At 69.8% G+C, this 11,939-nt stretch carries 9 protein-coding genes and 2 pseudogenes; 8 read left to right on the plus strand and 3 right to left on the minus strand.

Going from position 1 to position 11,939, the window contains the following annotated elements; all coding sequences use genetic code 11:
• Window positions 1–287: 287 nt before the first annotated feature.
• A complete protein-coding gene (locus tag ACIQAK_RS26350; protein ID WP_366391601.1) occupies window positions 288–2,075 on the minus strand; it encodes an alpha/beta hydrolase in 1,788 nt (595 codons plus the stop codon).
• 107 nt (window positions 2,076–2,182) lie between these two features.
• A complete protein-coding gene (locus ACIQAK_RS26355) occupies window positions 2,183–2,596 on the minus strand; it encodes a hypothetical protein (RefSeq protein ID WP_366391464.1) in 414 nt (137 codons plus the stop codon).
• 535 nt (window positions 2,597–3,131) lie between these two features.
• Here ACIQAK_RS26355 and ACIQAK_RS26360 point away from each other — a divergent pair.
• The 6 genes from ACIQAK_RS26360 to ACIQAK_RS26385 all read left to right on the plus strand — a co-directional run bounded on the left by ACIQAK_RS26360 (window position 3,132) and on the right by ACIQAK_RS26385 (window position 10,803).
• Window positions 3,132–3,440 carry a hypothetical protein gene (locus ACIQAK_RS26360; RefSeq protein ID WP_015610155.1) on the plus strand — a complete coding sequence of 103 codons (309 nt, stop codon included), beginning with the start codon at window positions 3,132–3,134 and terminating at the stop codon, window positions 3,438–3,440.
• Between the two features lie 181 nt (window positions 3,441–3,621).
• Complete coding sequence (locus ACIQAK_RS26365; protein ID WP_366391463.1) at window positions 3,622–4,491, plus strand: hypothetical protein; 870 nt, start codon at window positions 3,622–3,624, stop codon at window positions 4,489–4,491.
• Window positions 4,481–5,869, plus strand: coding sequence for a hypothetical protein (locus tag ACIQAK_RS26370; protein ID WP_366391462.1), 1,389 nt, complete (start codon window positions 4,481–4,483; stop codon window positions 5,867–5,869). The genes ACIQAK_RS26365 and ACIQAK_RS26370 overlap by 11 nt, the downstream gene beginning before the upstream one ends.
• Window positions 5,866–7,416, plus strand: coding sequence for an SCO6880 family protein (locus tag ACIQAK_RS26375; protein WP_366391461.1), 1,551 nt, complete (start codon window positions 5,866–5,868; stop codon window positions 7,414–7,416). Before ACIQAK_RS26370 ends, ACIQAK_RS26375 begins: the two co-directional genes overlap by 4 nt.
• A 185-nt stretch (window positions 7,417–7,601) precedes the next feature.
• Window positions 7,602–9,023 carry an ATP-binding protein gene (locus ACIQAK_RS26380; RefSeq protein ID WP_366391460.1) on the plus strand — a complete coding sequence of 474 codons (1,422 nt, stop codon included), beginning with the start codon at window positions 7,602–7,604 and terminating at the stop codon, window positions 9,021–9,023.
• Between the two features lies 1 nt (window position 9,024).
• Window positions 9,025–10,803: a type VI secretion protein gene (locus tag ACIQAK_RS26385; protein ID WP_366391459.1), complete on the plus strand. Its 1,779-nt coding sequence runs from the start codon at window positions 9,025–9,027 to the stop codon at window positions 10,801–10,803.
• 22 nt (window positions 10,804–10,825) lie between these two features.
• Here the strand turns inward: ACIQAK_RS26385 and ACIQAK_RS26390 are convergent, their stop codons facing one another.
• The gene (locus ACIQAK_RS26390) at window positions 10,826–11,383 is read right to left on the minus strand and encodes a GNAT family N-acetyltransferase (RefSeq protein WP_366391458.1); all 558 of its coding nucleotides are present in this window, start codon (window positions 11,381–11,383) and stop codon (window positions 10,826–10,828) included.
• Between the two features lie 86 nt (window positions 11,384–11,469).
• On the opposite strand from ACIQAK_RS26390, the pseudogene ACIQAK_RS26395 reads away from it, so the two are divergent.
• A pseudogene (locus ACIQAK_RS26395) lies at window positions 11,470–11,681 on the plus strand (ABC transporter ATP-binding protein); the annotation flags it as partial.
• Between the two features lie 6 nt (window positions 11,682–11,687).
• Window positions 11,688–11,821: pseudogene (locus tag ACIQAK_RS26400) on the plus strand (LuxR C-terminal-related transcriptional regulator); the annotation flags it as partial.
• Window positions 11,822–11,939: the final 118 nt, after the last annotated feature.

Consider the following 11,939-nt stretch of genomic DNA (forward strand, 5'->3'; position numbering starts at 1 on the left):
ACCGCTCTTCCGCCAGAACCGGTCCACCACCCCTAGAAGACTTCCCCTCCGCTGGGCGGAAACGACAGTCATGACTGTCCGCCTCCGGGTCACCGTGCAGTTCCCCGTTGTCGTCGGTCCGTGCACCCAGCGCACCTGCGGTTCGATCTCCGCGAGGACGTCATCGAGGATTCCGTCCGCTCGTTCCGCAGCATCTTGCATATTCAATCTCTCACCCCTCATCTCGGAACAGCCCACCAGTAAGGCCCCCACAAGAAGGGCCGCGCACGTCGCTCGCATTCGAAGTCTCACCGCGGATCTTCCGTCTTGATCTTGTGCGAATTCCCGGCCGCGATCAATGCCATGTTCTCGACCGACGTCATATCAACCGCCGGATCGAAGTATCCAGAATGCGCATCGACCGAAATCCCAGCCGGTCCGATCAGGGGTGGCCCATCCCCCACCTCGAATCTCCTCGCCCCGAACGACTCGCTGGCCGGATCCCTACCGAACCAGACGTCGTCGTCTCCGGGATCGGCCAGGTCACCGAAGATGTGCGCGGCGACGGGCCCACCGACCAGCATTTCAGCAGCCCCGACGGCGAACTGTTCCCTCGCGGGGAGTTTGGTCACGATGTCGTTGGAGGCAGCTCCGACGAAAACATGACCCCTGCCCACCCCCAGATCGTCGGCGCTGTCGACACCTACTCCCGGGCTTCCGACGAACACGATGTCGTCGACACTGGGAATTCCGCCCTCCTGTTGCGTCGCCGCGCCCACGGTTCTTGAACCGTAGGAGTGACCGATGGCTGTCATGTGCGGATCCGTATGCTCGCTGGTCACCGCGAGTCCGCCCATGAACCTGCCGAAGGAACGCCCACCCTCCTCAGCCCTGGCACCGCCTGCGACAGCGAGGGTCCCCAACCCGTCCGGCGACTGCGGTGCGTCGTATCCGAGCCAAGTGATAGCGGCGGTGGATTCTCCATGGCGATTCGAGGCAATAGCCAGATCGCGCGCCCGCCCTAGATCACCCCTGGCGAACCCCTCATCCAACGACGTATTAAGCCCCGGCACATAAGCTGCCACATTCCTCGACGTATCCGGATTCCCAAACGAAACAATGGCCCGCCCATTCCCCTGATCCCCGATACCGAGCAGATACATCGGCGGCTCCCCCGGCCCCGGCACCGCTGACAGCTGCCGGTCGATCTCGCGCAGCGCCGCCAGCTTCGTCACCGCGTCCTCGTCGTTCCGGCCCGTCAGCTTCCCCATCAGCAGCTGGAGGTTGTCCCGGTTCGCCGCATCCCGGACCAGGGCCGGGATCCCGTCCAGGTTGCCGATCTGATCCGGGTACACCGCGAGGTACTCCTCGCGCTGCTCGTCCGTCAGCCCCGCCCACCACGCCTTCCGCTCAGCCGGAGACGCGTCGACCGGGATCCCCTGCTTGAGGTACCCACTCGCCGCCTGCCGCACCGCGGCCGCATCGCCCGCCGCATCCGTCCAGGTCGCAGCCGGGACGCCCAAGCCGCCCTCCGCCTTCAGCGCACGTAGGATCCTCGCGTACCGCCAGTCGATGTCCGCCGCCTCCCGCACCGCCCGGGCCACCCGGTCCGCGATGTCCTGGGCCTGGGCGGCGTTCGGGTTGGGGGCGGTGAGTCCGGTGGGGCTGGTCAGGCCCGGATTGGGGACCCCGGCCGTCCGGCCGCCCGCCAACGGCTTCCCGTCGACCAGCCCCTCGCCCCCCGCCGGGTACGTCACCGAACCGTCCGCGTGCACCGTGAACTTCAGAGCCGCCGCATCGTCGAGCGCCCCCTGAAGGACACGTTGCTGGGCCTTCAACTCATGGGCCAGGCTGTTCAGCGCTGTCCGCAGCAGCCCGCACTCCGTATAGATGTACTGGAAGTTCATCGACAGCCGGCGTAACCGCCTGACCGCGGCCCGCGCCGCCTCGCCCCTCTGCGTCCGGCGCAGGTCGTTGACGAGCTGGGTGTCGATACGGTCCCGTGCGGCGTCGGCGCGGTTGCTGACCCGGCCCCAGCCGTCGGCCGCCTCCTCCAGCTCCGCGCACTTCACCTCGCGTAACTTCGCCCACGTCATCGTCGCCCCCAGCGCTCCTGCACCGCTCACCCCGGTCGGCACACCCGGACCGCTCAACCCGCCCAGCGCACCGGGACCGCTCCGCACACCGGTCCCGATCAGCCCGCTCACCGCCCCTCACCCGCGCCCGCCACCCGCACCCGGCCGAAGGAGCCCTTGACGGCTTCGTTCACCTCGGACTGGATGGCGGCCACCGCCCGCAGGCTCCCGGTGAGGCTCCGGCACTCGTCGCGGGCGGCCTCGATCCGCCGCTCCCACGAACCCCGTACGGTGCCCAGCTCGGCAAGCGCCGACAGCGCACCGGTCCCAGCCGCCAAGCCCTGGTGCGCGCGCCCCAACTCCGCCGTCACCGGACCGAGGTGCGCGACCAGGCCCTCGGCTCCCCTGGCGGCCCGCAACCACGGCCCGTCGCTGTGCTTCAGGTCACCGCCACCCTTGCCACTCTCCGCGTCACCACGCGGTTCGCCCCACCACCACGGCCGGTCACCGCCCGGCTGCTCCAGCACGGACACTCCACCCATACCGCTCACCCCGTTCCTCGATCGTGGAGCGGCACTGTGCCAAACGGGACGAGGCCGACATGCCGTCCACCAGCGTGGCCGGGAGGCGGGGGTGGGGACAGGCGCCCCGTGATCACGGGGCATCTCGCCGTAACAGGCTGGGACGGGGATTCACCCGGACGGTGGACGCAGGTCGTCTCCCTCCTCTGCCCCGCACCCTCCTGACGGCGCATCGGCCGGGCTCACCGGCGCACCGGCAGCTCTCGAACGGCGCATACGAACACGTCGTGCCCCACGAACGCTGCAACCGTTCGAGAACCCATGGCCACTGTCGTTGCTCGCGGTCACACCGCGTGATACACAGAGTAACCAGGCATATGCGTGTGGATATCGGCATGAGCCGCAGGTCAGGGCGGCCGTGTCGGTCGAACGTGCGAGATCCGGGTAAAGAGACCGGGAAGGCGTCGTGCGAGCGCGGTTTCATCAGCGAAGATAGAAGGCAACCCGTGCCACACCGGCGCGTGAAGCTAACTACCCAACAGGGGCGGTGACTTACATGATCCTGGCAGCAGAGAAGGGCGACATCACCACCATCATCGGCGGAATCGCCCCCAACTGGGGACCGTTCGGCACGCTGGGCAACGAGGCACGCATCATGATCGAGGTGGTGATGGCGATCGCCATCCTGCTCTGCCTCGGCATCGCGATCTGGGGCGCGGCGAAGCAGCGCATCGGAGCGACGGCGCTGCGCGACACGTTCAGCGCGGAACAGGGCAAGGGCCTGATCGTGGCGGGCCTGACCGGGGTCTTCATCATCGGCTCCCTGGGCACTCTCTTCACCATCGTGTACGGAATGGCTGTCTGACCCACCGTCGGCCAGCCCGCACCGGGCCGTCCCCGCCCGCCTCCCACCACCCGTCCGTCGTGCCCACCGGCTGAGGTTGCGTCTCCCTGATGTCGAGTCACTCCACCGCGCTCACGCGGCAACCAGCACAGCTACCGTCGTCATGCGCGGAACCGCACACGAACGAGGGAGCGAACGCGGCATGAGTCCCGGCGACGAGCACGATTTCCGCGGCATGGACCAGGGCGGGCGCGGGGACGACCCGTACAGCACCCTCGGCGGCACCCGCCAGACCCGTACCCGCCTCCCGGACGGCGACGCGGACCACCCGCACGCCCGCAGGCCCGTACGGAACTCCCGCTCCCTCATCACGATCACCGGCGTCGTGGTCCTGCTCATCGCCGCGATCGCCTTCGCCAACCGGGGCGGCGGCAACGACGACACCGCCTCCCCGACCACGAAGAACCCAGGGGCCGCGGGCTCGGCACCCACCGCCCCGACCGGCACCAAGCCGGTCCAGGGCAAGAACGGCACGATCGCATCCGGCTTCGCCCATGACGAGCAGGGAGCGCAGAGCGCGGCGGCGAACTACGCGGTGGCGCTGGGGTCTGCGGAGATGTTCGTCGCGGAATCCCGCCAGAGCATCATCCAGGCGACACACGACCCAGCGGTGGCCCAGAAGCTCCAGGACGACCTGGACACCGCCTATTCACCGGCGTTCTACAAGAACGTCGGTCTCAACGACGACGGCAGCACGCCCACCGGGCTGACGTTCGTCTCACGGACCGTCCCGGTCGGCACGAAGGTCGTCAAGATGGAGACCGACGCCGCCACGGTGGAAGTCTGGTGCACCGGACTTGTCGGGCTCGCCGGGCAAGGCTCCACCAAGCCGGTCACCGAGACCTGGTTCACCATCTCGCAGGAACTCAGGTGGGTCGGCGACGACTGGAAGATCTCGTCGTCGAGCCAGGCAGAGGGGCCGACACCGGTCAACGGTGACAACCGTGCCTCCACGGCCGACGAAATGGCCGCAGCGGTCGATGTGTACGGAGGCTTCACCTATGCCCGATAGCCGCCGGTTCCGCCTCTCCTCGCTGGCCGTCGCAGGCCTCGTACCAGCCGCGCTGATGACGGCGGCGCCGCGCGCCGCCGCAGCTCCCACGCCGACCCCGACTCCGACACCGTCCCCCAGCGAGAGCGACAACCCCTGCGACCTCATCGTCGGACTCGCCCGGGACTACTGCGAGGACGGTGAGAACGCCCACAGAGGCTCACGCGCCCCGACCGACATCGAAAACCCCACCGACCCCCTCACCTCCCTAGCCCAAGGCTGCGCCGACGCCGCGGCCTGGATCGTCGGGAAGCTCAGCGAGGCCGTCGAGTCCACCGCGAACGTCGACTTCACCAACCCCACCTTCCTCCAGCAGTACGCCGTCATCTTTGCGGCCTCCACCATCCTCACCCTCGTCCTGTGGCTCCTCGCCGTGGCCAAGCGCGCCATCCGCGGCGTCCCCCTCACCACCGCGATCTCCGAGGCCGTCGGCTTCCTCTGGCTCACCGTCCTCGCCTCCGCCTTCACGCCGCTGATCCTTTACACCATCGTCTCGGCCACCGACGGGGTCACCGACGTCATCGCCTCTTCCACCGGCGGCCAGACCGACGTCTTCTTCGGATCGTTCGCCGAAGCCCTCAAGAAGGGCACCGATATCGGCGGCGGGCCGATCATGCTGATCGTCGTCTCGCTCGTCTCGATCGTCGCGGCCGGCGTCCTGTGGCTGGAGCTCGTCATCCGGGCCGCCCTGCTCTACGTCGGCGCACTCCTCGGCATCGTCGTCTACGCCGGCCTCGTCGACAAGAACATGTGGGGCCACGTCCGCCGCTGGGCCGGCATCATGATCGCGGTGATCATGGTCAAACCGGTCATCGTCATCGTCCTCGGTCTCGCCGGAGCGCTCTCCGCGGGCGACGGCCCCGACGCCTTCTCCGCCGTCGTCTCCGGCCTCGCCATCATCCTGCTGGCCATCTTCGCGTCCGCCATGATCTACCGCTTCGTCCCCGGCTTCGGCGACGAGATCCAGGGCGCCCGCACCAACCGCAAGCAGGCCACCGACGGCGCCCAGGCCGCCGCCCTCATCAGCTCCCCGGCCGCCCTCGTCTCCCAGGGCATCAAGACCCACAGCGGCCGCAACGACCAGAACAGCGGAGGGGGCGGCGGTGCCCGCCCCTCCAACCCGGCCAGCGGCGGTGTCGCCGCGCACAGCTCCCGCTCCTCCGGCGGAGGCGGGGGCGGGGTCGGCGGCGGATCTGTCCCCTCCGCCGCACCCTCGCCCCGCAGCGGCGGCTCCGGCCCCACCTCCGGCACCCCCCACGGCAGCCGCTCCTCCCGAGGCGGCGGCTTCGGCACCACAGGCACCACAGGTAACTCGAACACAGGAGGTGGAGGGCGTTGACGACTCAGTCCCACACGATGACGCCCCGCCGTACGTATCTCATCGGCCGCGCCCGGCCGAACGCGATCGTCGGCAAGAACCGCGAGTCCGGCGAGATCGCCCTGATCATCGTCGGCGCGTTCCTCGGCATGATGAGCGGACTCCTCGTCCCCGTCCTCTCCCTGCGCATCGTCTGCCTCGTGGGCTTCCCCCTGCTGGCCCTCGCCGTCGTGTACGTCCCGTACAAGCACCGGACGTTCTACAAGTGGTTCGAGATCAACCGCAGCTTCAAGCGCTCCCTGCGCCGCGGTACCGCCTACCGCTCCGGCGCCATGGAGGCGGGCGTCAGCGCCGACGGCCGCGAGGTCGAGATCGGCCCGCCCCCCGGCATCGGCCGGATCAGCTGGCTCGCCGCCCCCTTCGGCCCCGACGAGATCGCCGTACTCCTCCACGCCGACCGGCGCACCGTCACCGCCGCCATCGAGATCGAGGGCCCCGGCGTCGGCCTCCGCGACAGCGAGGACCAGGAAGCCCTGGTCGACCGGTTCGGCACCCTCCTCAAGCACGTGGCCAACGGCGACGGCTTCGTCACCCGCCTCCAGATGCTCGCCCGCACCCTCCCCGCCGACCCCGACGCCCACGCCAAGGACGTCGCCCAGCGCGGCGACAAGGCGTCCCCCGGCTGGCTCCAGGACTCCTACGACCAGCTCCAGTCCATGGTGTCCACCTCCAGCGAGCAGCACCGCGCCTACCTCGTCGCCTGCATGCACTACAGCCGTGAACTGGCCGCCGAGGCCAACGCCATGGCCCGCGCCGCCCGCCCCCACGGCGGCCGCAAGCTCGACCGCGACGCCGGCCTCGCCGTCGTCATGGCCCGCGAGCTCACCGACATCTGCGCCCGCCTCGCCGAGGCAGACATCCGGGTCCGCCAGCCGCTCGGCCAGAGCCGCCTGGCCTCCCTCGTGCACTCCATGTACGACCCCGACCACCCCATCGACCACATCCAGGCCATGACCAAGCGCAACGCCTGGCCCGCCGAACTGGACGCCGTCGAGGCGACGTTCCTCCAGGCCAAGACCCGCGAGTCCACCACGCGCGCCCCCTGGTGCCACGCCACGGCCTGGGTGAAGGAGTGGCCGATGACCCCCGTCGGCGTCAACTTCCTCGCCCCGCTCCTCGTCCACACGCCGGACGTGATCCGTACGGTCGCCGTCTGCATGGACCTGGAACCCACCGAGGTCGCCATCGAACGCATGCTGACCGAGAAGACCAACGACGACGCCGAAGCCAGCCGCCAGGCCAAGATGAACCGGACCGTCGACCCCCGCGACATCGCCGCCCACGGCCGGCTCGACCAGCGGGGTGAAGATCTCGCCAGCGGCGCGGCGGGGGTGAACCTGGTGGGGTACATCACGGTGTCGTCGCGTTCGCCCGAGGCCCTCGCCCGCGACAAGCGGACGATCCGCGCCTCGGCCGGCAAGTCCTACCTCAAGCTGGAGTGGTGCGACCGCGAACACCACCGCGCCTTCGTGAACACGCTCCCGTTCGCCACCGGCATCCGCCGCTGACACCGGCCGCACCCCCCCGAATCCGAGCCGAAGAGCCGAAGAACCACCCCAGCCCGATCAACCACCCCAGCCCGAAGAACCACCCCACCCTGATCAACCACCTCAGCCCGCAGAACCACCCCACCCGTAGAACCACCCCACCCGAAGAACCACCCCACCCCGCGACAAGAGAGGGCACCCACACCATGCGAGACCCCCTGTCCGCATTGTCGGATGCCTTCACCTCCTTCCTCTTCGGCAAGGTGGAGACGACCCGCCTCCCCGTCCGTACGTCCACGGGCCAGGCCCAGGCCGTCTACCTCCCCACCGCCGCCCCCGGCCTCGGCGACTCCGGCGTGATCATCGGCCGCGAGGTCTACTCCGGCAAGGGCTACATCTACGATCCCTTCCAGCTGTACGGGCAGCAGCTCCCCGCCCCCCACTGGCTCGTCCTCGGCGAATCCGGCAACGGCAAGTCGGCGCTGGAGAAGACCTACGTCCTGCGCCAGCTCCGCTTCCGCGACCGCCAGGTCGTCGTCCTGGACGCCCAGGGTGAGGACGGTGTCGGCGAGTGGAACCTCATCGCCCAGGAGCTGGGCATAACCCCCATCCGCCTGGACCCCACCGCCGCGCTCAACGGCGGTATCCGCCTCAACCCCCTCGACCCCTCCATCACCACCACCGGCCAGCTCGCCCTCCTCCGTACGATCATCGAAGTCGCCATGGGCCACGGGCTCGACGAGCGTTCCGGCTTCGCGCTGAAGGTCGCCCACGCCTACGTGACCGCGACCAACACCGAACGCCAGCCGGTCCTGATGGACATCGTCGAGCAGCTCCGCCACCCCAAGCCCGAGTCGGCCGAGGCGATGAACGTCGACATAGACGATGTACGGGCCTGGGGCCTGGACGTCGCCCTCGTCCTGGACCGGCTCGTCGACGGCGACCTGCGTGGCATGTTCGACGGCCCCACGACCGTCGGTATCGACCTGGACGCGCCCCTGATCGTCTTCGACCTCTCGCACATCGACCGCAACTCGATCGCCATGCCGATCCTGATGGCGATCGTCGGCGTCTGGCTGGAACACACCTGGATCAGGCCCGACCGCAAGAAGCGCATCTTCCTGGTCGAGGAGGCGTGGCACATCATCAACTCCCCCTTCGTCGCCCAGCTCTTCCAGCGCCTGCTGAAGTTCGGACGCCGGCTCGGCCTCTCCTTCGTCGCCGTCGTCCACCATCTCAGCGACGTGGTGGACGGAGCCGCGGCGAAGGAGGCGGCGGCCATCCTCAAGATGGCCTCCACCCGCACGATCTACGCCCAGAAGTCGGACGAAGCCCGAGCGACCGGCCGGGTCATCGGCCTGCCCCGGTGGGCGGTCGAGATCATCCCGACCCTCACCCCCGGCATCGCGGTCTGGGACGTCAACGGCAACGTACAGGTCGTCAAACACCTGATTACCGAAGCCGAACGCCCCCTCGTCTTCACCGACCGTGCCATGACCGAGGGCTCGTCGGACGACGACCTGCTCCCCGAGGACATCCGCGCCGCGGAGCTGGAGGCGGAGCAGCGGGCGGCCCGCATCGAGAACCAGCAGCGGATGAACCAGTCGTCCCGGTCGACGGTGGCCTGACATGGCACGACGGTCGCCTCACCCGGCCCGCCAGGCGGCGCACGGCCCCGCGCCGGAGCAGGGCCGCCGGCACCGCCCCCGGTACGAGGAATCCCCCAGCGGCGGCATCCCCGACGGCCTGCTGGTCGGGCTGCTCGGCTTCCTCTTCGCGGCGACCCTGCTCGCCTGGACCGCCACCGGCCTGGCCGGACTCTTCGCGCACGGGTCCTGGCCGGACGGCGTCACGTTCACCCAGACCCCTCTCGCCCTACGCGAACTGGTCACCGCCCCGCAGGACCTCCCCGGCGCCTGGCCGCAGACGCCCGCATCCCAGCTGTCCGGCTACGGCCTGTTCTGGGGCCTGTTCATCGGCGAGCTGATGGTGCTGCTGGTCCTGACGGTGTTCGTCCTCGGCGTCCTGGCCCGCTGGCGGATCGTACGGGAACAGCGCCGCACGGAACGCCTGTACGGGACGCCCCACGGCCCCCACGAGACGCACGGCCCCCGTGAAACGCACGAGACGCACGGAGCCCACGCAACGCACGACCCCCACCCGATGCCACCGACAGAGACCCCCCAGGAACCACGCCACACATCCGCGCCGACATCCCCGCACGCACCCCCCGAAGCACCAGCAACACCCGGAACACCCGAAGCACCAGCAACACCCGGAACACCCGAAGCACCAGCAACACCCGGAACATCCGGAACATCCGGAACATCCGGAACATCCGGAGCACCCGCGGCGCCCACGACACTCGCAACATCCGCAGCGCCCGCGACACCTCCCACACCGGCGCCCCACCCGGCGGAGACAGCCCCCGTCCCAGTCTCCGCCCCCCTCTCCCTCCCCTCCCCCCGCACCCCCCTCCTCCTCTACGCCCCCGCACCCGCCCGGCGCCCCACCACCATCCAGGCCATCCAGGACGCCGAGGGCCCCGCCCTGGTTGTCACCTCGGACCCCACGGTCTGGGCCGAGACGAAGGACGCCCGCGCCAAGCTCGGCCCGGTCCTCGTCTACGACCCCGGCCACCTCTGCGACACCCCGGCCCGCCTCCACTGGCCGCCCACAACGGGCTGCGAGCACCCCGACGTGGCCGCCGTACGCGCCGCCGCCCTCCTCGCTCCGGTCCGCCCGCACGCCAGGATCGACGCGGCGGTGGCCGACACCGCGCAGACCCTCCTCCAGTGCTGGCTGCACGCCGCGGCGGTGGACGGCCGCCCGTTCCGCCAGGTCGCCCGCTGGGCCTCCGGGGCCGCCGCCCACGAACCCGTACGCCTCCTCCGTACGCACCCCAAGGCCGCCTCCGGACTCGCCGGGCTCCTGGAGTCCGCACTCACGGCCTACCCGGAACGACGCCAGGTCGCCGAGGAGTTGAACGTACGGGCCTTCTCGGCCCTCTCCTCCGTGCACATCCGCGAGGCCTGCACGGCGAACCGATCGGATGCGGCCGCGCTGGAATCTTTTGGCCACGAGGGGGGAACGCTCTATCTGGTCGGTGAACCCATCGAGGATCCCCGCACCCGGCCCGGCGCGATGCCCCTCCTCACCGCGCTCGCCTCGCACGTGGTCGAGCACGGCCGCCGCATGGCCGCACGGTCATCTGACGGTCGGCTCGACCCACCAATGACGCTCGTCCTGGACGACGTGGCCGCCGTGGCCCCGCTCCCCCAGCTGCCCGAGCTGCTGGCGAAGGGCCAGGACCTGGGTCTGCCCGCCGTCGTGCTGCTCCGCTCCCAGGAGCAGGGGCGGGCCCGCTGGCAGCAACACCTGCACACCCCGGCCCCGGGCCCCGTCTGAAGCGCGCTGCGAGGGCGCCCGCCTATCGCTGCCCCCGCTCGATCATGTACTCCAGCTCCCACGCGCCCTGGTCGCCCGGCGTCGGCGTCCGCTGCCCTGACGGTACGAACCCGAAGCGGCGGTAGAACGCGGCGGCCCGCGGGTTGTCCTCGTGCACGTACAGGCGAATCCGCTCCAACCGAGGCGCGGACAGCGACCAGGCCCAGTCGACGGCCTCCCGGAACAACCCGTCCGTCACCCCGGACCCGCGTGCCTCCGGCCGGACGAAGACACCGACCAGGTGCCCCTGATCCACCGCCGCTGCCTCGCCGAAGCGCACGTCCTGCCCCGGGCGCTCGATCAGCACGGTGACCGTGCCCACCCACTCCCCCTCGGGCGACTCCGCAACGAACTGCCGCACGGTCCTGCCCTCGGCGGCCGCTGCCGTACGGTCCTGCCAGAAGGCATCCGGCCGCGCCACCGCATCCTCGTACGATTCCAGGAACGCCACGGGAGCCGCAGGGTCCTTCAAGGCCTCCAGCCGCAACCGTCTGGCCAGCGGCCATTCCTCGGCCCGTACGGTACGCATCACATAGTCCATCCCCCGATCTTCGCTCCCACCCGCACCCAGCTCAACCAACTAAAGCCGCCACCCACCCCGTGGGAGCACTCCGCAGCATCGAGCGCATGATCAAGGCATACGGACTCACCAAGCGGTACGGCGGCCGAACCGTCGTCCAAGACCTCGACTGCACCGTCCACCCGGGTACGGTCACCGGCTTCCTCGGCCTCAACGGCGCCGCCGGCAAGTCCGCGGCGATGGCCGGCCCGCCCACAACCACCTCCTCGCGCTGGCGCACATGTACGGCATCCCGCACAACCGCGTCGACGAGGTCATCGCCTCAATCGCCGCCCGCTTCCACCTCGCCGAATCCACCATGAAGACGCACGTCACCCGCATTCTCGCAAAACGAGCTCCCGGGACCGTGTACAGGCGGTCATCCTGGCCTACGACAGTCGACTGACAACACCCTCATAGGGTGGGGAGAGAAGAAAAGGAGGTGAACGCAGAAAAGCCCCGCACCATACGGTGCGGGGCTTTCCCGGAAAAATTGTTCGGCGGCGTCCTACTCTCCCACAGGGTCCCCCCTGCAGTA

The organism is Streptomyces sp. NPDC088706, from assembly GCF_044752765.1.
GTDB lineage: Bacteria > Actinomycetota > Actinomycetes > Streptomycetales > Streptomycetaceae > Streptomyces.